This window comes from Aeromonas sp. S12(2024), assembly GCF_041402305.1.
GTDB lineage: Bacteria > Pseudomonadota > Gammaproteobacteria > Enterobacterales > Aeromonadaceae > Aeromonas > Aeromonas veronii.
In genome coordinates this window covers 39,607-64,227 of the sequence record NZ_JBGLRB010000018.1, presented here as the reverse complement: position 1 = coordinate 64,227, position 24,621 = coordinate 39,607, and the positions used below count along the sequence as shown (strand labels likewise).

Here is a 24,621-nt window from a genome sequence, read left to right as displayed (position 1 = left end):
AAAAGTGGTTAATGGAGAGTTGTGATGGCGATTTTGAATATTTTGACGGCTCCTGATCCCAGGTTGAGGATAAAGGCCGAGCGAGTTGAGGATATCGCTGCCGTACAGGGGCTGATCGATGACATGCTGGAGACCCTGTATGCGACGGAAAACGGGATTGGTTTGGCCGCGACTCAAGTCGGGCGTAAAGAGGCGATCGTTATTATCGACTTGTCCGAGAGCAGGGATCAGCCGCTGGTTTTGATTAATCCACAAGTGATAAGCGGTACTGAAAAGGTGCTTGGACAAGAGGGTTGTCTCTCCGTACCGGATTATTACGCGGATGTCGAGCGTTACAGCTCGGTGGTGGTATCTGCACTGGATCGAAAAGGTAATCCGATCACCATCGAGAGCAGCGATTTTTTGGCCATTGTCATGCAGCATGAAATTGATCATCTGGATGGCAACTTGTTCATTGATTACCTGTCACCGCTCAAGCGGCAGATGGCACTCAAACGCGTTAAAAAATCTCTGAAGTCCGCCAGCTAATGTTTGCAGATAGTGGCTGGCCGTTTTAGTTATGTGAAGAGCAGGCAGAATGAAAGTAGCAAGATGGAATGTCAGGGCACTGTTTGGCCGCAATAGCAATGAGGTGCGGGGACGTTATGGGCTGAAGGCCCTGCTGTTGCTGGGAACATTGTGGGCCGCACTCCCCGTATCAGCCGATGAAGAGCAGCTGCCGGCCGAATATCGCCCCTTTGTGCAGCAGTTGGTCGATGCGGCAGAAGCCCGGGATCATCAGGCCCTTGCCAATCAAATGAAATACCCCTTCAAGCAGGAGTATCCCATTCCTGCCATCAAAACCCCGGCGGAGATGCTGACCCGTTTTGATGAGGTATTTGATGACGCCATATTAAAAAGTATTGCTACATCCCGGGTCGGGCAGGATTGGCAGACCATGGGCTGGCGCGGCATCATGCTGGGCAGTGGCGAGGTCTGGATGGATTTTGATGGCAAGGTCATCGGTATCAATCATCAGACGGCGCAGGCCGCCAAATTGAAAGCCGAGCTTATCGCCAGGCAGAAAAGCGACCTTTATCCCGGTCTGCGGGAGTACAAGCGCCCCGAGCTGATGTGGCAGACCGAGAAATTTACCATCCGCATCGACGAGTTGGACGATGGCCACTATCGCTACGCCTCCTGGGCCAAGGGCAAGACGCTCGCCGACAAGCCGGATCTGGTGCTGAAAAATGGCACCGTCAGGGTGGAGGGGACAGGGGGCAATCATACCTATCTCTTCACGAGTGGCCCCTATCGCTACGAGTGCGTCGTCACTGTGCTGGGTGAGCGAGGCGTGCCACCGGGTGAGCTGGTGGTCTATAAAGACGACGTCGAGATAGTGCATCAACCGGTGATCAAGGTGCTGTGACAGCAAATCCACATAAAGAGAGATCAAAGAGCGGCCAGGAGCCGCTCTTTTGTTTTCTCTAACTGACAGATGATTCGCTAGCTTTGCGGCACCCTGACCCCTTTATCGAGATAGAGGCTGCTGTAGTGGGCGCGGTGGGTGACAAACATCACCTGATGGCGGCTGCCGTCGGAAAGGATAATAAAATCCCCCGCCTGAGCGGGGCTTTGCAAGGTGATCTCCTGCTCGGGGGCGGTCAGGCGATCGACATCTTCCTTGAAGGTGAGGGTGTAAGAGTACATATGGCGCTCCACTGCTGGCTCATATCAAACACTCCGTTGAAGGTAGTTGCTGGCAAGGGGGGGCGCGGCGCCCGATTGGCGCTGTTAGACCAAATAGCGGTGATGAGAACGTGCGTGGTTTCAGCTGGGTTGTTTTGCTGAGGTGCGCTTGAGGCCTTTACATCAAGGCAATTGGTATCAAAAGCGATGGGAAAGGGGCGAAAAGGAGGATGAAAAAACCGCCAGTTGGCGGTTTCTCTTATGCGATGGGTCCTACTTCAGGGCCTTCTTCAGCTTCTTGATCTTGCCTTCATGCTTGGCAATTTTCTCAAGACGAGCGGCGATTTTCTTCTTGATCTCTTTCTTGCTTGCTTTGGCCATCGGTGGCGCTCCTTTGCAGTGGGGACACATGAGGTGTCAGTGTTGTGGGTCTTCCCTTTGACGCCCCAGAGTGCCACAGGGCTCCTTTGTGAACCAGCACTCTGTTGCTTTAATAGCCAGTTCGCTATAACTGCAAGGGGCTGAGCCAGCGCAGCAGTTGCTGGCCAACCCGCAGGTTGGCCAGCAGGGCCATATGGCTGGTGCGATAGACAATCAGGGTATGGGCAGGAAGAAAAGCCAGCTGATGGCGCGCTTCGTTGTGCTGGCCGAGGGCGCTGCGTAGCGGCACCAGTCCATCGCCAATCAGCCGATCAGCCAGCAGGCTGCGCTTGGCGGCAGTGGTCGCGGCAATGGCATAGCAGTTGACGCCACAGGGCAAGGGGAGTGGGACGCGGGGATCGCGCAAGGGCGCGGCGGGGTCGGGTTGGGCCACTTCATCGATCACCTTGCCGTGGCGCAGATCCTTGATGCCTGCACTGCGCAGCCGTGCCAGCCTGACGAAGGGTTCGCTGTAGGCGGTAGCGGGCAGCAACTGTTCCAGCCAGTGACCGGCATGTTCGAGCGGCGCGCCGTGGTGTGGTGTGCCGAGAAATATCAGGTTGGCAAGGTGCGCAGGCCAGGTGAGCCCGGCCACGCTGGCATGGTGGCAGGCGCTGCGGGCAACCAGTCCACCCATGCTGTAGCCCATTATCGTTATCTCTTTGAGTTCTCCCGGCCAGTGGGCGAGCAACTGCTCCAGCAACAGGGCAAGTTGCTGCCCGTTTTGTGCGATGGGCAGGCCCGAGTTGTAGCGCAAATAAAGAGGCAGATAGCCAAGCGCGGCGGCAAGTTGCTCTCCGTGATTGACCGGTTTGCCTTGATGCTCGGTCTGCCACTGCAGATCGTTCATGCAGAGGCCATGGATCATCAGCAGCACCCGTCCCTCGCGGGGTAGATCCTTTGGCATCGCCTGCCAATCGAGGGGCTTGCCCTGATAGCGCAGTGTCATGGGGGTGGCGAGGGCATTGTGGTGTTCGACCAGCTTGTCCCCCAACACGCCGTTGAGTGTGGCGATCAGGGCCGCACGTTTCGGGGTCTCGGGGATCTGGTGGGGCGGCGGAGTGGCTGGCAGGCGGCTGAGCAGTTGGTTGATGCCGCTGCTTAGGTTGTTGGCGGCGCCATGTACCCCCTTGTAGACCAGCCCGGTGATCCCGGCTGTTTTTCCCTCATCCCGTCCCTTGAGCCCCATACCGCTCAGTACCGCCTGATGTACCGCTTCGGTGATCTCTACCGCGGCGGGCAGCACCAGAGTCAGCAGGTGCGCCAGCTCGCGGATATCCGAAAGATGCCAAGAAGAGGATGGCGAGGGGTCTGTGGCGTCGGTCATGGCAAGCCCTTGTGAAAGCGGGTATCGCGTTGTCGTGCCGCGAAGAGCGCAGCGTATCTCTATATCAAACCAGCTTGCGCCCTTTGTAGCGGGTTTACCAGTACGGGCCATGCATGGCGGGGCTGATAAGAACCGCTTGCGAAGCCGGTCACGGTAATGACAGGGAAAATCACCTCTACTTCGTCATATGAAGCCACATGGAGAGGTGAGGATGTCGCTGTTTGATGAGATGCGGGTACAGGATTTGTGTGCACGGTTGCTCGATAGCCAGAACGGAAAGGGCTGCTCCCTTGAGAGTCGGCATGGCCGCGAGTTGAAGCATCTGTTGCAGGCAGTGGCCGGGATCAAGCCGGTTGGCCGAGGTGCTCATTATGCGTTGACCGACGCGGGGCGGACTTATCTGACCGGACAACTGGCACGGGCTGCGCCCCCCGAACCGGACAAGGGGGAGCAGCTGCAACGAATGGGAGTGAGTTTGCCTGCACGGCTCAATCAGGCCTGCTTTTATGCCCTCTGGCATGGGGACAGCAAGCATCCGCGGTCAGCATCCCTTGCCGCGCCACTGCTTGCGGAATTGTCGCTCACGCAGGATGAGGTGATCCGCATCCGTACCCTCGAACCGCTCTCACTGGTCGATCTGCAGGGTCAGCAGCACGATATGACTGCAATGATGGCGTTGTTGGGAGAGTTGGCGTTGCCGGAGCGGACTCTGGGCACGCTGGCTGCCATCGGTTGGCAAGGGGAGCGGGTCATTACGGTGGAGAACAAGGGGGCCTTTGTCGACTACCCGCTGCAACCCGGGCAACTGCTGCTTTTTGCCCCCGGTCGCAATACCACCCTGGCCAAACAGCTGATCCCGCTGCTGCCTGCGGGCGTGCAGTGGGCCCATTTTGGCGATCTCGATCAACGGGGTATCGATATTGCCATCGAGCTGGCGCGCGAGCTAAATCGACCGGCCATGCTCTGGCTTCCCTGTGAGCTGCAACCTTATCTGGATCACTATGCCCGTCCGGTACGCACCTTTGCGACGGACAGTGGCAAGGTGCCCTGGGGTGTGACTAAGCAGGCTGATCAGGTCGATAGTCATGGCGCGTTGGCAGGCGTTCCCTGGCTCGATAAACTGATCACAGACGGGACTTGGCTGGAGCAGGAGGTATTGATTCTGGCGCCTCGCTGGTGGAGCTGGTCATTGGAAGCGATGGGCAATCAGGTGTGAAACGGGGAGCCCGCGCTCCCCGTCATTTTGTGGTCAGCTGTTTACTTGGCGTTGATGGGCCCCTTGGTGCCGGCATCATTATCGACCCAGCCATCTTCACCCTTGATGCGGCGATCCCCCTGAATGGTGTAGATGACCATGCCATCCTTGAACACCAGCGCACCATCGGATTTCTTGGCATTGACCTTCTTGTCGTTGACCCACACCTGATCCTTGCCATCGATGCGGATATTAGCCACGGTGGCGCCGGTTTGGGGGAAGGTGGCGATCCAGTTGCCCGCATAGGGGCTGGCGCTGGTTGCCGCGGCCGGAGCATTGCCAACACCGGCAGCTGCGTTCTCAGCCTTGGTTTTGTTGATATCGCAGCCATTGAGCTCGCTCACCTGAGTGCAGCCCGAGCGCTCCAGCTTCTGCTCATAGCTGAGATTCAGACCGCCCTCCGCGGCTGGGGCGGCCGCGCTAAATCCCGCCTTGGCATTTTCCGCTTTGGTTTTGTGAATGTCACAGCCCTGCGCCTCGGTGACCTGGGTGCAGCCGGAGCGCTCCAGCTGCTCGGCATATTTGGCGCTGATGGCGTGGGCAGGGGCGATCCCGAGCAGGGTCAGGGTGATGAGCAGAGCAGCATTCTTGGACATAGATAATCCCTCAAAGATGTAAGTCATGCAGGTTCATCCGCGCAGTTGCGGTCGTGAACGTCGGCCTCTTCTGAGCATCCGATACAGATGCGCAGCTGGCGTATTCACGTTAGCACCTTGGGCCAACCGCGCCCAGCAATGTGGCCGGAAGATAAGGCGAGAGGCGATACGGGTGGAGAGTGCAAGGGATGCGAGATGGCAGTGACATTTCTGCAGAAGATGTGGTAACAAAAGAGCAAGTCGCTGCACGGCATTATCATAATGATAACGACAGCCCAGCTGATATCATTTCAGCCCCTGAAACGGGCCTTTGATGATAATTCTCACCGATGCCGAGATATCGCCTTTGATTATTATCACTCGGCTATTTTATGGCTTGGCTGATCCGCTCAGCTTTTTATTGAATAAACCGCTTAAATAGCCGCTGATTTTGTGGGTGGCATCACACACTTTCGCCATTTATTAATATCTGCCTGCATTTTATTGGTTTGGCACGGTTATTGATTGCCTCATATCGACGCTAACCGACGCGCTCACCCACAACCGGGATGCTGGTGACATCGTGAGTGAAAGGGGAGCTATCCATATCTCATCCAATGATTGGGGCGAACGATGAAAGCAGTTAACGAATTAATCAAAGAGATCAGAGCACTCAAATCCAACCTGCATGAAAAAGATTTTCTGCTGACCTGGGAGCAAACGCCTCAGGAGCTGGAGCTGGTATTGAAACTGGCCGAATCCCTCAAGACCCTGCGCGCCGAAAATATCTGCACCAAAGTGTTTAACAGCGGGCTCGGTATCTCGGTTTTCCGCGATAACTCCACCCGAACCCGCTTCTCTTACGCCTCTGCGCTGAACCTGCTCGGTCTGGCCCAGCAGGATCTGGATGAGGGTAAATCCCAGATCGCCCACGGCGAGACCGTCCGTGAAACGGCCAACATGATTTCCTTCTGCGCCGATGCCATCGGCATCCGTGACGACATGTTCCTCGGTGCCGGTAACGCCTATATGCGTGAAGTGGGCGCGGCACTGGATGAAGGGTTCGAGAAGGGGGTGCTGCCCCAGCGTCCGGCGCTGGTCAACCTGCAGTGCGACATTGATCACCCGACCCAGTCCATGGCTGATCTCGCCTGGTTGCAGGAGCACTTTGGCAGCCTGGAGAGCCTCAAGGGCAAGAAGATTGCCATGACCTGGGCCTACTCCCCGAGCTACGGCAAGCCGCTCTCCGTGCCGCAGGGCATCATAGGTCTGATGACACGCTTCGGTATGGATGTGACCCTGGCCCATCCGGAGGGGTATGACCTGATCCCGGACGTGATCGAAGTGGCCAAAGAGAATGCCAAGGCCTCCGGCGGCAGCTTCCGTCAGGTCACCTCCATGGAAGAGGCTTTCAAGGATGCAGATATCGTCTATCCCAAGTCCTGGGCTCCCTACAAGGTGATGGAGCAGCGTACCGAGCTGTTGCGTGCCAATGACCACGCCGGTCTCAAAGAGCTGGAGAAACATTGCCTTGAGCAGAACGCCAAGCACAAGGATTGGCACTGCACCGAGGAGATGATGAAGCTCACCAAGGGGGGCGAGGCGCTCTATATGCACTGCCTGCCGGCCGATATTTCCGGCGTCTCTTGCAAAGAGGGTGAAGTGACCGAAGGGGTATTCGAGAAATATCGTATCGCCACTTATAAAGAGGCGAGCTGGAAGCCCTATATTATCGCCGCCATGATCATGGCTCGTAAATTCTCCGCGCCGGCAGAAACCCTGGAAAATCTGATTAAAGAGGCGCAAAAGCGGGTGAAATAAATAACAGCAGGGGCAGGGTGAATATTCATCCTGCCCACGCTGTCGAATCCATTATTTCGAGTTTTCTCCCCGTGGTATCTGGATAACGGATCTCCCGGCGAGGCAGCTCTTTGTCAGGTAACGCCTAGTGAGGTAAGCATGTCCCAATTTTCGCTGAAGATGGATATTGCCGATAACCGCTTTTTTACCGCCGAGCCATCTCCGCTGTTTTCTCGCGCCGAAGCACAAAAGGCTCGCGCTTTTCATAAAAAACTGGCCGGTTATGAGCCGACCCCATTGTGCGACCTGAAAGATCTGGCCGCCTATATCGGGGTGAAAAATATATTGGTCAAGGACGAGTCAAAGCGCTTTGGCCTCAATGCCTTCAAGATGCTGGGTGGCGTTTATGCCATCGCCAACCTGCTCTGTGAAAAGTACGGGGTGGCCATCGAAGATTTCTCCTTCGATCTCATCAAACGCACCATCAAGGAGCCGATGACCTTCGCCACCACCACTGATGGCAACCACGGTCGTGGCGTCGCCTGGGCCGCCAAGCAGGTGGGTCAGCATGCGGTGGTCTACATGCCCAAGGGCTCTGCCCAGGAGCGGGTTGACCACATTCTCAATCTCGGTGCCGAGTGCATCGTCACCGACATGAACTACGACGACACCGTGCGCCTGACCATGAAGATGGCCGAAGAGCGCGGCTGGCACATAGTGCAGGACACCGCTTGGGAGGGTTACACCAAGATCCCGACCTGGATCATGCAGGGTTACTCCACCCTGGCCGACGAAGCGGTCGAGCAGATGCAGGCCATGGGCATCAAGCAGCCCACCCACGTGCTGCTGCAGGCCGGGGTCGGGGCGCTGGCGGGCGGGGTGCTGGGTTATCTGGTGGACTGCTTCGGAGCAAAAAACCTGCACAGCATAGTCGTCGAGCCGGATCAGGCTGACTGCATCTACCGCTCCGGTGTGGCGGGGGAGATGGTCAACGTGGGGGGCGATATGCGCACCATCATGGCCGGTCTCGCCTGTGGCGAACCCAACCCCCTCGGTTGGCCGCTGCTCAGAAGCTGCACCACCCAGTTCATCTCCTGTCACGACAAGGTGTCGGCATTGGGCATGAGAGTGCTCGGCAACCCCCTTGGCAATGATCCGCGCATCATCTCCGGTGAGTCCGGCTCGGTCGGTACCGGCGTGCTGGCGGCAGTGCGTCACCACCCGGATCGCGCGGCGCTGATGGAACGTCTCGGGCTAAGTCGCGACTCCGTGGTGCTGATCATCAACACCGAAGGGGACACCGATGTGACCCACTACCGGGAAGTGGTGTGGGAAGGCAAGCATCCTGCCTGCGACTAACTCTCCCGCCAGAGCAGAGACACGAATTGGAGAACTGATCGCACCTCGCCAACGGGGTGCGGTAACGGGCACAGGGCGCTGTCGACGAACAGGCCGCGCACTCTCAGTTGTTATGGAGAATCACAATGAGCAAGCAAATTCCGTTTGAAATGGTGTTGGAGAAGGCCTACCAGTACAAGGCCGAGATGAGTCAGTTCCTGCGCGACATGATCGCCATCCCGAGCGAGAGCTGCGATGAAGAGCGCGTCGTGCTGCGCATCAAGCAGGAGATGGAGAAGGTTGGCTTTGACAAGGTCGAGATCGACCCCATGGGCAACGTGCTGGGCTATATCGGCCACGGCCCGCACCTGATCGCCATGGATGCCCACATCGATACCGTGGGCGTCGGCAACATGGCCAACTGGAAGTTCGACCCCTATGAGGGGATGGAAGATCACGAGATCATCGGTGGCCGCGGCGCATCTGACCAAGAAGGCGGCATGGCATCCATGGTCTATGCGGGCAAGATCATCAAGGATTTGGGACTGGAAGATCAGTACACCCTGCTGGTGACCGGTACCGTGCAGGAGGAGGACTGCGATGGCCTCTGCTGGCAGTACATCATCGAGCAGAGCAAGATCCGCCCCGAGTTCGTGGTCAGTACCGAACCCACCGACTGCCAGATCTACCGTGGCCAGCGTGGTCGCATGGAGATCCGTGTGGAAGTGCAGGGGGTTAGCTGCCACGGCTCGGCGCCGGAGCGCGGTGACAACGCCATCTTCAAGATGGGCCCCATCCTCGGCGAATTGCAGGAGCTCAGCCACAACCTCGGTCATGACGACTTCCTCGGCAAGGGTACCCTGACCGTCTCCGAGATCTTCTTCACTTCGCCAAGCCGCTGCGCCGTGGCAGATAGCTGCGCCGTCTCCATCGACCGCCGCCTCACCTGGGGCGAGACCTGGCAAGGGGCGCTCGACGAGATCCGGGCCCTGCCTGCGGTGCAAGCCGCCGGTGCCGAGGTCTCCATGTATCAGTACGACCGTCCGGCCTATACCGGTCTGGTCTACCCGACCGAGTGCTACTTCCCGACCTGGAAGGTGGAAGAGGATCACATCACCGTCAAAACCCTCTCCAAGGCTTATCGCGAGCTGTTCAACAAGGAGCCGGTGGTAGACAAGTGGACCTTCTCGACCAACGGGGTCTCCATCATGGGTCGTCACGGTATTCCGGTCATCGGCTTTGGCCCGGGTAAAGAGCCGGAGGCCCACGCCCCGAATGAGAAGACCTGGAAAGAGCATCTGGTCAAGTGCGCCGCCATGTACGCCGTGATCCCCATGCTCTATCTGGCCGAGCTGGACAAGTAAGGGGTCTGCCGGGTGGTGACTGCCATCGCCGCCCAGCTGTTGAAAGTGCCCCGTCTCCATTGAGGCGGGGCCTTGCTGTTTGACGCGAGCTGATGTGCGAGGTGGTGAGGATGAAACGGCTGATCAAACACGGTGTGCTGGTCGATGCGCAGGGTGAATATCGTCAGGATCTGCTGATCGAGAACGGGGTGATCCTTGAGCGCGCCGCCGATATCCAGCCCGATGGCGAGACCGACGTGATCGATGCCAGCGGCTGCTACGTGATGCCGGGCGGTATCGATGTCCACACCCACTTCAACATTGATGCCGGGATTGCCCGCAGTTGCGATGACTTTTTCAGCGGTACCCGTGCCGCCGCCTGTGGTGGCACCACCACCATCGTCGATCACATGGGATTTGGCCCGGCGGGGTGCAACCTGCATCACCAGCTGGCCCGCTATCACGACTACGCCGCCGATCAGGCAGTGGTCGATTACAGCTTTCATGGCGTTGTTCAGCATGTGGATGACGCCATCCTCCACGAGATGGCCACCATGGTGCAGGAGGAGGGGATCAGCAGCTTCAAGCTCTATCTTACCTACCAGTACAAGCTGGGGGACCACGACGTGCTGCGCGCCCTGGCCCGCCTCAAAGAGGTGGGGGCGCTTGCCACCGTTCACCCCGAGAACGACGCCGCCATTGCGGCGCGCCGGGCTGCTCTGCTGGCCGCCGGCCATTGTGAGCCCTGGTATCACCCGCAAAGCCGCCCGCTGCAGTGCGAGGCGGAGGCCATCGCCCGGATGATCAATCTGGCGGGGCTCGCGGGCAATGCGCCGCTCTATATCGTCCATCTCTCCAACGGCTTGGGGCTGGAGTATCTGAAACTGGCGCGCCGTCAGGGCCAGCCGGTCTGGGTAGAGACCTGCCCGCAATATCTGCTGCTCGATGAGCAGTGTTATTACAAGGAGAACGGGGTCGACTTCCTGCTGAGCCCGCCGCTGCGCTCGCGCTGTGAGCAGGACAAGCTGTGGGTCGGCATCGCAGCTGGTGACATCGACACGGTGGCGACCGATCACTGCAACTTCTCCCACGCCCAGCGCATGACCTTGTCAGGTGGCGATTTCAGCCGCTGCCCCAACGGCTTGCCTGGGGTCGAAAACCGGATGCTGCTGCTGTTTGCCCACGGGGTGCTGGGGGGGCGCATCTCGCCATCACGCTTTGTAGCTCTCACCAGCGCCAACCCGGCGCGCCTGTTTGGCCTCTGGCCGCGCAAGGGCAACCTGCAACCGGGGGCTGACGCCGATCTGGTGATCATGGATCCCCGTGGTGACACCCTGATTTCCCATCAACAGTTGCACGACAACGGCGACTACAGCCCCTACGAGGGGATGCATTGCCCCGGCCGGATCAGGCTGACCCTGAGTCGCGGCGAGATAGTGGCCCGCGATGGCGAGTTTCTGGGGCGCCGTGGTCACGGCCGCTTTCTGGCCAGAGCGCCCTTTGACCCGGCCTTGGCGCCGGATCTGCACTGGCCTTGCCCCGCGGTGGCAGGCTGACAATCCGTTCGAAACACGCAGAGCAGCAAGGTTATGTGAACAACGAAAGGTGGGCCGGTATCGCGCCGGCTTGTCCCATCACTGGAGATAACAAGATGAAACAGAGAATCGTACTGGCCCTTGGCGGCAATGCGCTGGGCAACAACCTGCCCGAGCAGATGAAAGCGGTGCAGAGCACGGCGGGCACCATTGCCGACCTGATCGCCCAGGGGCACGAGGTGGTGGTGACCCACGGCAACGGCCCGCAGGTGGGAATGATCCAGCAGGCGTTCGAGGTGGCGGCCCGTCATGACTCCAAGGCGCCCCATCTGCCCATGTCGGTCTGCGTGGCCCTGAGTCAGGGTTATATCGGTTATGACCTGCAAAACGCCCTGCGCGAGGCCTTGCTGGCGCGTGGTATTCACAAGCCGGTTGCCACTTTGGTGACCCAGGTGGAGGTGGATAAAAACGATCCCGCCTTCCTCGACCCGAGCAAACCCATCGGCGGTTTCTTCAGCAAGGAGGAGGCCGAAGCATTGATGGCCAAGGGGGAGCGGCTCAAAGAGGATGCCGGTCGCGGCTATCGCCGGGTAGTGGCATCCCCCAAACCCGTCGACATCATCGAGAAAGAGACCGTCTCTGCCATGCTGGCTGCCGGTCAGGTGGTGATCACCGTCGGGGGCGGCGGCATTCCGGTGCTGCGCGAGGGCAATCACCTGCGCGGCGCCAGCGCAGTGATCGACAAGGATTGGGCCAGTGCCAAGCTGGCGGAGCTTATCGACGCCGACATGCTGATCATCCTCACGGCGGTAGAAAAAGTAGCCATCAACTTCGGCAAGCCCGAGGTGCAGTGGCTCGATACCCTGAGCGTGGCCGATGCCAACAGCTTTATCGCACAGGGGCAGTTTGCCAAGGGATCCATGTTGCCCAAGGTGGAGGCGGCGCTCTCGTTTGCGACATCCCTGCCGGGGCGCAAATCCCTCATCACCCTGCTGGAAAAGGCAGCCGAGGGGATCGCTGGCAAGACCGGTACCGTGATCAGCTTGTAATCATGCGTATTGACCCGCAGGGGCATCCGGCCCCCTGATAGAGTGTGGAGCCTTGGCTCCACACTCAGTTTTATTGGGATGGCGGTGACGGATCATCACTGTCGATCGTGTTCTGCAGGCCAGATGAACCGCTCTGTGGGAGTGGCAATGGGGCTAGTTGGAGTGGCAACCGGTTTTTGTGGATGGCAGAAACCTGTAGAGGCCGATACCGGCGAGCAAACCAATCATCGCCAGCAGCAGCCAGATGACTGTGGCGGGGTGGCTGCCCGCATCCCCCAACATAAAACCGATGAGCAGGTTGCCAAAGAGCGCCATGCAGCCGCCAGCGCTGGCATAGAAGCCGTAGTAGCTGCCGAGCTGCTCGGGAGGGGCGTATCGGGGCAGTTGGGCGGAAAAGAGTGGGAAGCAGAGAATGGATCCGAGCGATAGCAGGGCTACCTGCGTCAACACGCCTGCCGTCGGCCAAGGTGCCAGCAGCGGTAGAGCCAGGTAGCTCAAGCCCATCATCCCGATACCCAACCCCATGGCGAGCGGCACTCCCAGGTGCCTCTCTACCAGACGGGAGGCTGGTAGCTGGAGCAGGACGCCGATCACCGCCGAGAGGGTAAAGACGCCGCCGAGCAGGTGGGTGGCATCCGGCAGACTCTGGATATGGGCGGGCAGGGCGAGATAGAGCTGGTGGAACAGGATCTGGTAGCTGCCCGCCAGCAGGGTAAACACGATAAATGGGCGCTGGCGCACTATCTCTCTCCATTGGCGCAAAATGGCGCCACGCGGACTCTGGTGGCTCACCGGGCGTTTGGGTAGCACCCGGTATTGCAGCACGCCGAGCAGGGCGAACAGACTCGCCGCCAACAAGCCGGTCAGGGTATAGCTCTGCTGGGTCAGTGTCAGTCCAACCAGGGGCCCGAGCAGCATGCCCGCCTCGCTGGCGAGATTGTGCAGGGCAAAGGCGCGCTGACGCTGGCTCGGGTTGTGGCATTCGCTGGCAAGATACGCCTGGGCGCAAGGGGTGAACAGGGCCCCCGCAAAGCCGGTGAGGGCGGCGGCCAGCAGCAGGATGGGCAGGGACTCGGCCCAGCCGAGCAACACGAAGCCTATGGAGCGCACCAGGCAGCCCCAGACGATGGCGGGGTGATAGCCGATGCGATCCCCAAGGGTGCCCCCCAAGAGAAAGAGCCCCTGCTGGCTGAAGACCCGCATCCCCATGACCAGGCCACAGGCCCAACCGGCGAGACCCAGCCCGCTACCCATGTGCTGGGCGAGGAAGGGCATCATCATGTAGAAGCCGAGGTTGAAGGCCAGCCCGTTGGTGATAAGCAGGCGGGCAGCCGGGCTCATGCCCTGCCAGTCCCGCCAGTAGGAGGCGCCGTTCATGTGCGCCTCCCGCCAGCGCGTGGGTAGGTGGTTGCAGGGGGGGCGCAGCGCTGTGTCATGAGGCCTTTCGAACGGTTCTGAGGAAGGGGATGCCGCTCTGATCGTGGCTTATCTCCACCGGCACATGGTAGAGGCGCTCGATGAGGGCCGCGTCGAGCACCCGGGCGGGGGGGCCGAAGGCCTGCAGATCGCCCCCTGCCAGCACGATCAGCTGATCGGCAAATTGGGCTGCGAGGTTGAGATCGTGCAGCACCACCAGGGTGATCCACTGCTGCTCGCGGGTCTGCTGACACAGGTGCTCCATCAGTTGCATCTGGTGGTGCAGATCCAGGGCGCTGACCGGCTCGTCCAGCATCATGATGCGGGGATCGCGCAGCAGCACCTGGGCGAACAGTACCATCTGTCGCTGGCCGCCGCTCAAGGAGTAGAGGGGGCGATCCGCCAGATGGGCGATGCCGAGCGCCTGCAGGGCGCGACCTGCCGCCAGGATGTCCTCGTCCGCCAGACGCATGGAGAGGCTGTCGAGGCGCCCCAGTACCACCACTTCGATGACGCTCAAGTCCAGCTCCAGCTGGATGTTCTGGGGCATGTAGCCAAACTGCTGGCGCCACTTGGCCTGCGTCATCTGGCGGGCACTCTGGCCCCCCAGACGGATATCGCCGCCATCCGGGGTCAGTTCACCAAAGAGGGTGCGCATCAAGGAGGTCTTGCCGGTACCGTTCGGACCGATGATCACGTGGACTTGACCCGGATGCAGGGTGAGGTTGAGCTCTCGCAGCAGGGTCTGCTGGCCGAGGGAGAGGGTGAGTCGGGATATTTCAAGCACGTTTACGCCCCCTGCCGAGGATCAACCAGATGAAGAAGGGCACGCCAATCAGAGCGGTGACAATGCCGATGGGAAAGAGGGCCCCCGGAATAATGGACTTCGAGAGCACTGAGGCCGCCGAGAGCATGCAGGCGCCGCACAGGGCCGAGAGCGGGATCAAAAAGCGCTGATCTTCCCCCACCAGCATGCGAGCGATATGGGGTGCCACCAGGCCAACGAAGCCGATGACACCGACGAAACTGGTGGCGGTGGCGGTGAGCAGGGCGACCAGGATCAGGGTCTTCATGCGCAACCTGTCCACGTTGACCCCGAGGCTGCGGGCGCGGGCTTCCCCGAGGCGAAGGCTGGTGAGGGCCCAGGCATCCCGGTAGATGAGCAGGGTGCAGATCAGGGTGATGGCGGCGGTGATGATCAGGGAGTCCCAGGTGGTGCGCATCAGGCTGCCAAACAGCCAGAACAGGATCTGCTGGTTGAGCTCGGGGGAGGAGAGAAACTGCAGCAGGGAGAGCAGGGACTGGAACAGGAACAGCAGGGCGATGCCCGCCAGGATCAGGGTCTGGCTGCTGACATTGCGCATCATGGCAAGGCCAAATAAAAGGCTCGCGGCAAACATGCAGAGGATGAAGGCGCCAGCCGGAATGGCAACCAGGGGAGGGAGTCCAAGACCGCCGGTATAGAGCGCCAGTGCGGCACCGAGCCCCGCTGCCGCCGCGAGCCCCAGGGTGTAGGGGCTGGCCAGCGGGTTATCCAGCAGAGTCTGCATCTGGACGCCGCCAAGGCCCAGCGCAGCACCGACCACCAGCGCCATCAGGGCGATGGGCAGGCGCATGTCATGGACTATGGTGCGGGTCATGGGATCGGCCTGGCTAGGGCCGAGCAGGGCATCGACCACTTCGCCCAGTGGCAGCAGAGAGGGGCCGGTGGCGATGTCGAGCACCAGGGTAATGCACAGCACCAGAGTGAGCAGCAGGAGCCAGTGCCCGCGACGGCGCTCCCGTTGCCGCTGGCGGGCGAGGGTCTGCTGCAGGGCAGCCAAATCATTCATGATGACAATCCTGAAACGGGCGCCATGAGAGGCGCCCACAAGGGTGAAAGAGGGATGAAGAGGGCTTTGCCTAGACAGGCAGAGCCCGAACAACCAGATTCAGTTTGCGTCACCCTGCTTGATGCCCAGCATAAAGGTGCCTTGGGGGCGGATGGGCAGATAGCGCTGGTAGAAGCCCTGATAGGTGGCCTGTGGATCGAGATCCTGGAACAGATCCGGGTAGAGGGCCTTGGCCATGAACTCGATGAGCGCGGCATCCATGATGCTGCGGGTGGCGCCGTGATAGACCGCATAGAGGCGACCCTGCTGCACTGCGGGCAACTCGCTCCAGCCCGGACGGGCGGCAAAGCCTTGCAAACGCTGGCGCACGGTCTCTGCCGACACATCCTGGCCAACCTGCATCGCCTCTGCGCTGCTCACGCTCTCGTAGCCCGCCATCAGGATGACCTCGGGTTTGCTCGCCAGCAGTTGCTCAGGATGGATGGGGCCCCAGCGCTCGACGAAGGGAGCCGCGACGTTGTCACCCCCGGCCAGCAGGGCCATCGCGCCCCACATGTCCTTGCCATAGGTGTAGCTGTACTCGGCCGGGCCCTTGTCACCCAGCTCGATATAGACCCGAGGGGGCTGGCGCTTCGCGGCGGCGATGCGGGAGGTGATGATGTCAATCTTGGCCTTGTATTCGTCGGCCATCTGTTGGGCACGAGCTTCCTGACCTGTCACCTTGCCCAGCAGCAAGGTGCTTGCCATGTGGCGCTCCAGGGTCTGGGCGTTGTAGTCGATGACCACCACCGGGATCCCGGCCTGTTCGAAGCGTGGCAGATCCGGGCCGAGGGCCTCATATTGCCACTTCGCCAGGATCAGCAAATCGGGCTTGACCGCCAGGGTCTTCTCGATGGAGAAGCTCTGATCCTGCACATTGCCAAGGTCAGGCACCTTGGCCAGTTGCGGCAGGCTGGCGACATAGAGCGACCAGATGGCGGGGCGGGACTTGACGAACCAGCCACGGGACATGCCCACCAGCCGATCGGCGCCGCCTTCACCGGCCACGGCCAGATAATCCTCGGGATAGAAACCGAGCACGATACGGCTGGCCGGCAGGCTGAGGGAGACCTTGCGGCCCATCACATCTTCTACTTCAACCGGGGGATTTGCCTGCGCCATCCAGCTCATCAGGGCGAGCTGACCGAGCAGCAGCAACTTTGCCAGGGGGGGACGAAACATCTTGTGAAAACCTTGAACGGATTTTGGGGTGAGAAGTATTAGCATTTGCATTTGATGATGGCAATCGATTTTACCAGGGGTCAGATAAGGGATGTATATAGCGTGTTGGTCGTTCGAGGCCCACCTTGGCAAGGTTCTTCGCCACCGCCCCTCTTCAGGGGGCGTGCACGTTTGGGCTGTCGGCCCCCACAAGAGTAAGATGGTTCATTTCGGGGCTGGTTAGCCCGGCATGCAGGCGCACAGGCGCCAAAAAGGCAGAGTAATGAGCACAAAGATCAATATGGCGGCGCTGGGGGGGCTTGTTCTGCTCACCGCCATCTGGAGTTACAGCTGGATCGTGATGAAGCAGGTAATGCTCTACGCGGGGGCGTTCGAGTTCACCGCCCTGCGCTGCCTGTGCGGTTCATTGGTGTTGTTGTTGGTGCTGGCCCTGCGCGGCCGCCGTTATCTCAAACCCACCCCGCTTCGCTATACATTAGCCATCGCCCTGTTCCAGACCTGCGGCATGGTGGGGTTGGCCCAGTGGGCGTTGATCAGCGGCGGGGCGGGCAAGGTGGCTATTCTGAGCTACACCATGCCGTTCTGGGTGGTGATCTTCGCGGCGCTCTTTCTCGGCGAGCGGATGCGCAAGCTGCACTATCTGGCGGTCGGGGTGGCGGCCTGCGGGTTGCTGTTGGTGATCCAGCCCTGGCTGCTGCATCTTGAGTCCCTCAAGAGTGCGCTCTTGGCAATCCTCTCCGGCATCTGCTGGGGGATCAGCGCCATCATCGCCAAGCGGATGTATGCCCGCCACCCTTCGGTGGATCTGATGTCCCTCACCACCTGGCAGATGATCTACGCCACCATGGTGATGGCCGTGGTGGCGGCGCTGGTGCCGGAGCGACCCATCGACTGGCAGCCCTATGTGTTTGGTGCGCTCGCCTACAGCGCCATCTTCGCCACGGCGCTGGCCTGGAGCCTCTGGCTGTTCGTATTGAAAAAGCTGCCGGCCGGGATCGCCAGCCTCAGTACCCTGGCGGTGCCGGTGAGCGGCGTGCTGCTCTCATGGTGGCTGCTTGGTGAAAATCCGGGGCCGGTGGAGGGGAGCGGCATCGCCCTTATCGTGCTGGCGCTTCTCGTCATCAGCCGCAAGGGCAAGCGGTCGGTTGTGTCGGTGGCGGGGGAGACCCGCATCAAGCACGGCTGAGTTGATTGTCGGCAACGAAATACAAAGGGCCCGCCATCATGGCGGGCCCTTCTGGTTTTAAGAACACTCTCTTATCGGCGCTGGGCCAGATGCATCATGGCTTCGAGTACGGCGCCACCGATAGCGCGGGCCTTGTCCGATACCGTAGTGGCGTCGGCCCGCTCGCCTCTGGGGTCGATGTCACCGATCTTGAAGCCGATGGTCACCTCGATGCCATCGCTGAGCAATCCCCGCACCATGCCGGAGAGGGGCGCGATAATGGGGGTATCCCCTACATGGGCGATCACATCTCCCTCCTGCACCAGATCACCGAGCTTGATCAGGCTCTTCATCACACCGGGGGCGGGGGCACGCACCACCCGGCGGGCGGAGTGCCCCTCGATCACCCCGGGAATGCCGGTGTTGGGCTGGGCGGGGCCCTGATAGATGACTCGCCCAAGATGGTGGCCACGGTTGGTCTCGATCACTGCATCGCAGTCGCGCCCCGCTTCAAAGCCCGGGCCGAGTGCCACCGTGATGGGGGCCATCTCCTTGTGGGTGCCGAGATTCTGCTTGGCCAAAATGGCATCCACCAGATAGCGGGGCTTGAGCTCACTCAGGGTTGCGCAGTCGGGATCAACCAGCAGCGGGATAATGCCCCGATCCAGCTGCTCGAACGCCTGCTCGACGTTCTCGACCCGCTTGGCGCGCACCCCTTCGACACAGGTTTCGCCGTCAAACATCCCCTGGGCGAATGCGACGGTGCGGCGGATCACCGTGGGTTTGTCGAGATCCAGCATCACCACCTTGAAGCCTGCATTGTGCAGGCGCAGCGCCACCCCGGTGGCGATATCGCCGGAGCCGCGCATCACCACCAGTTGATCCCGCTTGAGACGCACGTCATCCTGCATTAGCCCACCCGATTTGCCGTTTTTCACTTGAAGCAGCTCGGCGAGGATGCTGATGGCGATCTCCTCGGGGGTCTCGGCACCTATGTTGTAGCCGATGGGGGCGTGCAGCCGCTGCAGTTGTTCCTGGCTCACCCCTTGCTGGCGCAGCGCCTGGGTGAAGGTCTGTACCTTGCGCTTGCTGGCGAGCAGCCCCAGATAGGCGAGGGGGCGATTGATGAGCCGCTCCAGCGCCTCCTTGTCCTGATGGTTGGTGGCGATGATGACGAAGTTGGTGGGCTCGATGGCTAGCGCCTCGATCACCGCGCTGATGGTATCGGCCTGTTTGAGATGGGTACCGGCGGGGAAGTGATCGGGGTTGAGGCTCCCTTCAAAGCAGTCGCCGACATGGATATCAAAACCCAGCGGCGCGGCGGCATGGGCCAGCGCCCGGTTGACGTGGCCGGCACCAATGAGCACCAGCCGTGGTCGCAGACCATATACATCGATATAGACTGACATGGCACCGCCACAATCCGACCCTACCGCATGTTCACCGTTGCGGGCCATCCGGCCATGGAAGATGCGCGGCTTGCGTTCGGCAATGGCGGCCATCGCTTCCTCGATCACCAGCCGTTCGATCATGCCGCCGCCGATGGTACCGAGGATCTGGCCATCGGCCATCACCAGCATCTGGGCCTGATGGCGCGGGGTGGAGCCCCGGCTCTCGATGATCTGGGCCATGGCAAAGGGCTTGTTCTCCTGTTCCAGTCGGGCTGCGTGTGCAAACAGATTCATAAGGTACCTCTTCTTATCCTTAAACCATCATGGGCGAGGCGGCAGTGCCTCATCCTGAGCGAAGTAACCGAGTGCGAGGCGAATGGGCTGTGGTTCGCGAACCGCCCCCTGCCAGATGGCATGGATCTCGGGGTGGCGACTATGCAGCTTTATCAATTCAGTCAGCCACGATGCCTCATTTTGATAATCCCCATTGATAAACCAGATCCGGCTCGCCCTGGCCGGGGTGCCCTTGAACAGCCCCTCGGGGTGGGAGAGCAGCTTGTGAAACAGGGCCCAGTCGAGGGGGTCACCGGCCTCTATCCCGCACAGGGCCTGAAGCTCTGCCCAGCGGTGGATCTGCTGCGGGTCGGCCTTGGCCCCCACCATGGCGCCGCCCGTCAGGGCGATCACCCAATCACTGTGCTGAGGAATGCAAGGTTCGTGCAAAGCGGGCACTTTCAATAACTTGTGATGGGCGCCATCCGCTTCGACCAGGATGAGATCGAAGCGCTGCTGCCCCTTTATGAGATCAATCTGCTGGGGCGTGGGGCCCGCCACCTTTCTGGTGCGCTCATCGAGATGGCTGAACAGGGCAACCAGCGCCGGGCCATCCGGTAGCGCCTGACAGCGGGTAAGTTGACGAACGGGATCCGTCTCGATAATCAATTCCCGATAGTGTGACGGGGCAGGCAGAAACATCCTGGTGGTGGTGGTAATTAGCACCCTTTTACCCTGTTGATAGAAATATTCCGCCAGCCAGAACAGGGTGCTGGTTTTTCCACCGGCCCCGCAGAGGCTAATTAAGGTGGTATGGCTATCAATATTTTTGGTGAGCGAGTTTAATAGCGGCTCTATATCTGGAAATGCGACAGCAACAGCGTGTGGGTACGACATAATGACGACCAAAATAAATATCGAAGGGCGTGGGAAACAACGTTGCCAGGAACAAGTGCAGTGTGACTGTATAATAACGGCGGCGGGTTTATCTTCCCGAATGGGTACCTGGAAAATGATGCTACCTTATTGCCAGGGGACAATGCTTGATGCAAGTCTCAAAAATGCCCTGACTTTTTGTCAGCGGGTTATTCTGGTGGTGGGCCATCGTGGCGAGGAACTTCAAGCGCGCTACGGATCACGGCCGGATATTGTTGTCGTCCACAACCCCGACTATCGGCAGGGGCTGGGCAGCTCCATCCGCTGCGCCCTGGCGGCCAGTGACGCTGACTACCTCTTTATCAGCCACGGGGATCTCCCCTGTATCCCGCGCGATGTCTATCAACAGCTCTGGCAGGCACGGGGCTGTGAGACACTCTTTCCCACCTGGCTGGGGGAGGCGGGCCATCCGGTGTTGCTGCCAAAATCCCTTGCCCGCGAGCTGGCTGCGGCCCCGGTGCAGTCGTCGGTACGGCGCTGGTTGCAAGGTCATCCGCACCGTATGGTGCCCGTCGACAGCCCCGCCATCCTGTTTGATGTGGATACCCCGGAGCGCTATCAGGCGCTGCTGGGTGGCATTCTTGAAAATGAGAGCGAGCCCACGAAATAACCCAGTTTAAAAAGATAACGGGGAGATAAATGGCGTATCAAAGTGATATTTCTCGCACTTGATCTGATAGGGCGAGTTCTTTTTGAACTGCTCATTAAGTAAATTCCAGAGTGATTGATAACTACTCGCAATACCCATAATGGTGGCATCGTAAATTCTCTCCATTAATTGGAGCTGCCTCACGCTTTCACCCTAAAAAATAGTTTTGTAACTCGTTTTGTAACTGTAGTGGCCTGATTGTTGCTCTTCTCTTTGCCAAGGGGGAACACCCGTGCGGGATACCCCATTTATTCAAGCTGCCAATGGGCAGAACAGCTGCAAGGAGATAGCCATGGGCGATATTATGCGACCCGTTCCGTTCAAGAACCTGCTGACCCGTATTTTTGCGGAATATAAAGAGAGTCAGAGCATTTTCGGTATTCCCGCCGCGCAATTCTATCGCAAGCAGGACGAGCGCAAGATCAAGGTGTTCGGTGAAACCTGCGAGACCCCCATTGGCCCGGCAGCCGGCCCCCATACCCAGTTGGCCCAGAATATCGTCACCTCCTGGCTGACCGGCGGGCGCTTTATCGAGCTCAAGACGGTGCAGATCCTGGACCGTCTCGAACTGGAAAAGCCCTGTATCGATGCCGAGGATGAGTGCTTCAATACCGAGTGGTCTACCGAGTTCACCCTGCCCAAGGCATTTGACGAGTATCTTAAAGCCTGGTTTGCCCTCTACCTGCTGGAGGAGGTGTTTGACCCGCGTCTTGAAGGGGAGGCCAAGTCCTTCATCTTCAACATGAGCGTGGGTTACAACCTCGATGGCATCAAACAGCCACCGATGCAGCAGTTTATCCACAGCCTGATGGATGCCAGCAGCACTCCGAAGTTTGCCGAGTACCAGCAGGTGGTACGTGACCTCGTGGCCGACGAGCAGTTTATTGCCGAGCTGGGGCTGGGGGCGCGGCGCGATCGCCTGCAACAGCTGGTGGATCGCATCCCGGCCAATCTGGTGCACGGTGTCACCCTTTCCACCATGCACGGCTGCCCGCCGAACGAAATTGAGGCCATCTGCCGCTACATGCTGGAAGAGAAGGGACTCAACACCTTCGTCAAACTGAACCCGACCCTGCTGGGCTACCCGCGGGTGCGCGAGATCCTCGATACCTGCGGCTTTGATTACATTGGTCTGAGCGAAGAGTCGTTCGATCACGACCTCAAGCTGGATCAGGCCAAAGCCATGCTGACTCGCTTGATGGCGCTGGGGGCCGAGAAGGGGCTCACCTTCGGGGTCAAGCTCACCAATACCCTTGGCACCATCAACCGCAAGGGGGCGCTGCCGGGGGATGAGATGTATATGTCCGGCCGTGCGCTGTTCCCGCTCTCCATCAACGTGGCGGCAGTGCTGTCTCGCGCCTTCGATGGCAAGCTGCCCATCTCCTACTCGGGTGGCGCCAGCAAGTTCAACATCGCCGCGATCTTCGAGACCGGTATTCGTCCCATCACCATGGCCACCGACCTGCTGAAACCGGGTGGCTACCTGCGCCAGATCGAGTGCCTCAAAGAGATCGATGCCTCCGATAGCTGGGCCATGAGTCAGGTGGATGTGGCGAAGCTGGAAGCGCTTGCCGCCAAGGCGCTCACCATGGATTACACCCAGAAGGAGTGGAAATCCGACGATCGCATCGAAGTGGGTGGCGGTCTGCCGCTGACCGACTGCTATGTGGCACCCTGCGTCACCGCCTGCGCCGTGCATCAGGATATCCCCGAGTACATTCGCCTGATGGGCGAGGGGGAGTATGTGGCAGCCCTTGAGCTGATTTATCAGCGCAACGCCTTGCCCGCCATCACCGGCCATATCTGCGATCACCAGTGCCAGTACAACTGCACCCGTCTCGATTACGACAGCGCGCTCAATATCCGCGAGCTGAAAAAAGTGGCGCTGGAGCGCGGCTGGGAAGGGTACAAGGCCCGCTGGCACAAACCGGCAGGCAGTGGTGACAAGCACCCGGTTGCGGTCATTGGTGCAGGCCCTGCCGGTCTCTCCGCCGGTTACTTCCTGGCCCGTGCCGGTCATCCGGTCACCGTGTTCGAGCGCGAAGCGGATGCCGGTGGCGTGGTCAAGCACATTATCCCCGAGTTCCGCATCCCGGCTGAGCTTATCCAGCACGATATCGACTTTGTCGCCGCCCACGGGGTCAAGTTCGAGTTTGGTTGCGATCCGGCGCTCACCGTCGACAAGCTGCACGCCCTGGGCTTTACCTATGTCTTCGTTGGTATCGGTGCCGACAAGAATGGCGGCATGCGCCTCGAGGGGGGTCACGAGCGGATTTACAAATCCTTCCACTTCCTGCGCAGCTTCAATCAGGGCAAACCGCTGCCGCTGGGCCGCCATGTGGCGGTGATCGGTGCCGGCAACACCGCCATGGACTGTGCCCGCGCCGCCCTCAAGGTGCCCGGTGTCAGCGATGTCACCGTGATCTACCGTCGCAGCGAAAAAGAGATGCCCGCCTATCGCGAGGAGTATCTGGAAGCGGTGGAGGATGGGGTGCGTTTCTGCTTCCTCACCAATCCGGAGCGCTTTGACAAAGATGGCAAGCTCACTGTGCGGATGATGGCGTTGGGGGATCCTGACGAGCAGGGCCGCCGCCGTCCGGTACCCACCGAGCAGACCGAAGTGATGCAGATGGATGCCCTGATCACCGCCATCGGCGAGCAGCCTGACTGCGAGGTGCTCAAAGCCATGGGCATTCCCCTTGGCAGCGATGGCTGGCCCGAGGTGGATGGCCAGACCGGCGAAACCAGCCGTCGCAACGTCTTCCTGATCGGTGACGTGCAGAGCGGCCCATCCTCCATCGTCGGTGCCATCGGTGGTGCCCGCCGCGCCGCGGATCTGGTGCTCTCTCGTGAGCATATCGCCAGCCAGCAGAGTGAAGTGACCATCCAGCCGTCGGGCAAGGATGAGATCTACCGCCGCAAGGGGAGCATCGCCGTCACCATGGTTGACAAGAACGAGCGCGATGCCTTCGTGGCGCAAGAGGCGCACCGTTGCCTCGAGTGCAACTACCTCTGCAGCAAGTGCGTGGATGTCTGCCCCAACCGGGCCAACGTCGCCATTGCGGTGCCGGGCTTCAAGGATCAGTTCCAGACCCTGCACCTGGATGCCTACTGCAACGAATGTGGCAACTGCGCCCAGTTCTGCCCGTGGCAGGGCAAGCCCTATCAGGACAAGGTGACCATCTTCAGCCTGCCCGAGGACTTCGACAACAGCCGCAACCCCGGTTTCTATCTGGCGGATGGGGGTGAGCTGCGGGTGCGTCAGGGTGGCGAGACCTATCGCCTGACCATAGACGCCCAGAGCCGGATCAAGGATTCCCCCGAGGCGCTCGCAGACATGTGCCGGATCATCAGCCATGTCCATGCTCATCACCACTACCTGCTGGGGGCCGTCGAGGCCTGAGCGAACCACGAATAAGCGAAGGAGC

Annotated in this window: 20 protein-coding genes; 11 read left to right on the top strand and 9 right to left on the bottom strand. The window is 60.1% G+C overall.

What is annotated here, in order from left to right; translation table 11 throughout:
• Positions 1–24 precede the first annotated feature (24 nt).
• Positions 25–528: a peptide deformylase gene (gene def, locus ACB035_RS16485; RefSeq protein WP_201938155.1), complete on the top strand. Its 504-nt coding sequence runs from the start codon at positions 25–27 to the stop codon at positions 526–528.
• Positions 529–577: 49 nt separating this feature from the next.
• Positions 578–1,408 (top strand): hypothetical protein, encoded by an 831-nt coding sequence (locus ACB035_RS16480; RefSeq protein WP_236341666.1) that lies wholly within the window; start codon positions 578–580, stop codon positions 1,406–1,408.
• Positions 1,409–1,485: 77 nt separating this feature from the next.
• Here ACB035_RS16480 and ACB035_RS16475 read toward each other — a convergent pair whose 3' ends face one another.
• Positions 1,486–1,689 carry a hypothetical protein gene (locus ACB035_RS16475; RefSeq protein WP_005352285.1) on the bottom strand — a complete coding sequence of 68 codons (204 nt, stop codon included), beginning with the start codon at positions 1,687–1,689 and terminating at the stop codon, positions 1,486–1,488.
• A 484-nt stretch (positions 1,690–2,173) separates the two neighbouring features.
• Positions 2,174–3,415, bottom strand: a complete 1,242-nt coding sequence (locus ACB035_RS16470) for a lipase family alpha/beta hydrolase (RefSeq protein ID WP_371167736.1) — start codon at positions 3,413–3,415, stop codon at positions 2,174–2,176.
• Positions 3,416–3,626: 211 nt separating this feature from the next.
• On the opposite strand from ACB035_RS16470, the gene ACB035_RS16465 reads away from it, so the two are divergent.
• The gene (locus tag ACB035_RS16465) at positions 3,627–4,631 is read left to right on the top strand and encodes a Wadjet anti-phage system protein JetD domain-containing protein (RefSeq protein WP_371167735.1); all 1,005 of its coding nucleotides are present in this window, start codon (positions 3,627–3,629) and stop codon (positions 4,629–4,631) included.
• A 41-nt stretch (positions 4,632–4,672) separates the two neighbouring features.
• Here the strand turns inward: ACB035_RS16465 and ACB035_RS16460 are convergent, their stop codons facing one another.
• A complete protein-coding gene (locus ACB035_RS16460; RefSeq protein ID WP_216978841.1) occupies positions 4,673–5,266 on the bottom strand; it encodes a hypothetical protein in 594 nt (197 codons plus the stop codon).
• 612 nt (positions 5,267–5,878) lie between these two features.
• Here ACB035_RS16460 and ygeW point away from each other — a divergent pair.
• The 5 genes from ygeW to arcC all read left to right on the top strand — a co-directional run bounded on the left by ygeW (position 5,879) and on the right by arcC (position 12,310).
• Complete coding sequence (gene ygeW / locus ACB035_RS16455; RefSeq protein ID WP_371167734.1) at positions 5,879–7,066, top strand: knotted carbamoyltransferase YgeW; 1,188 nt, start codon at positions 5,879–5,881, stop codon at positions 7,064–7,066.
• A 138-nt stretch (positions 7,067–7,204) separates the two neighbouring features.
• Positions 7,205–8,404, top strand: coding sequence for a diaminopropionate ammonia-lyase (dpaL, locus tag ACB035_RS16450; protein ID WP_150996608.1), 1,200 nt, complete (start codon positions 7,205–7,207; stop codon positions 8,402–8,404).
• A 125-nt stretch (positions 8,405–8,529) separates the two neighbouring features.
• Positions 8,530–9,747: a YgeY family selenium metabolism-linked hydrolase gene (locus ACB035_RS16445; RefSeq protein WP_069528193.1), complete on the top strand. Its 1,218-nt coding sequence runs from the start codon at positions 8,530–8,532 to the stop codon at positions 9,745–9,747.
• Between the two features lie 110 nt (positions 9,748–9,857).
• Positions 9,858–11,282, top strand: coding sequence for a dihydropyrimidinase (hydA, locus tag ACB035_RS16440; protein ID WP_371167733.1), 1,425 nt, complete (start codon positions 9,858–9,860; stop codon positions 11,280–11,282).
• Between the two features lie 95 nt (positions 11,283–11,377).
• Positions 11,378–12,310 (top strand): carbamate kinase, encoded by a 933-nt coding sequence (gene arcC / locus ACB035_RS16435; protein ID WP_371167732.1) that lies wholly within the window; start codon positions 11,378–11,380, stop codon positions 12,308–12,310.
• Positions 12,311–12,463: 153 nt separating this feature from the next.
• Here arcC and ACB035_RS16430 read toward each other — a convergent pair whose 3' ends face one another.
• From ACB035_RS16430 to ACB035_RS16415, 4 genes are all read right to left on the bottom strand, one after another.
• A complete protein-coding gene (locus ACB035_RS16430; RefSeq protein WP_199427990.1) occupies positions 12,464–13,687 on the bottom strand; it encodes an MFS transporter in 1,224 nt (407 codons plus the stop codon).
• A 55-nt stretch (positions 13,688–13,742) separates the two neighbouring features.
• The gene (locus ACB035_RS16425; RefSeq protein ID WP_139461505.1) at positions 13,743–14,513 is read right to left on the bottom strand and encodes an ABC transporter ATP-binding protein; all 771 of its coding nucleotides are present in this window, start codon (positions 14,511–14,513) and stop codon (positions 13,743–13,745) included.
• Complete coding sequence (locus tag ACB035_RS16420; RefSeq protein WP_371167731.1) at positions 14,506–15,558, bottom strand: FecCD family ABC transporter permease; 1,053 nt, start codon at positions 15,556–15,558, stop codon at positions 14,506–14,508. The genes ACB035_RS16425 and ACB035_RS16420 overlap by 8 nt, the downstream gene beginning before the upstream one ends.
• Positions 15,559–15,657: 99 nt before the next feature.
• A complete protein-coding gene (locus ACB035_RS16415; protein WP_371167730.1) occupies positions 15,658–16,779 on the bottom strand; it encodes an ABC transporter substrate-binding protein in 1,122 nt (373 codons plus the stop codon).
• Between the two features lie 262 nt (positions 16,780–17,041).
• Here ACB035_RS16415 and ACB035_RS16410 point away from each other — a divergent pair, with 262 nt between their 5' ends.
• The gene (locus ACB035_RS16410) at positions 17,042–17,965 is read left to right on the top strand and encodes a DMT family transporter (RefSeq protein ID WP_371167729.1); all 924 of its coding nucleotides are present in this window, start codon (positions 17,042–17,044) and stop codon (positions 17,963–17,965) included.
• Between the two features lie 71 nt (positions 17,966–18,036).
• On the opposite strand, the gene yqeB is transcribed toward ACB035_RS16410, so the two are convergent.
• Both yqeB and yqeC read right to left on the bottom strand, forming a co-directional pair.
• A complete protein-coding gene (yqeB, locus tag ACB035_RS16405; protein WP_371167728.1) occupies positions 18,037–19,629 on the bottom strand; it encodes a selenium-dependent molybdenum cofactor biosynthesis protein YqeB in 1,593 nt (530 codons plus the stop codon).
• A gap of 27 nt (positions 19,630–19,656) precedes the next feature.
• The gene (yqeC, locus tag ACB035_RS16400) at positions 19,657–20,505 is read right to left on the bottom strand and encodes a selenium cofactor biosynthesis protein YqeC (RefSeq protein WP_371167727.1); all 849 of its coding nucleotides are present in this window, start codon (positions 20,503–20,505) and stop codon (positions 19,657–19,659) included.
• A gap of 1 nt (position 20,506) precedes the next feature.
• Here yqeC and mocA point away from each other — a divergent pair, with 1 nt between their 5' ends.
• Together mocA and ygfK are read left to right on the top strand one after the other, a co-directional pair.
• On the top strand, positions 20,507–21,154 hold the full coding sequence (gene mocA, locus ACB035_RS16395) for a molybdenum cofactor cytidylyltransferase (RefSeq protein WP_371167726.1): 648 nt from the start codon (positions 20,507–20,509) through the stop codon (positions 21,152–21,154).
• A 331-nt stretch (positions 21,155–21,485) separates the two neighbouring features.
• A complete protein-coding gene (gene ygfK, locus ACB035_RS16390; RefSeq protein ID WP_371167725.1) occupies positions 21,486–24,596 on the top strand; it encodes a putative selenate reductase subunit YgfK in 3,111 nt (1,036 codons plus the stop codon).
• Positions 24,597–24,621 lie beyond the last annotated feature (25 nt).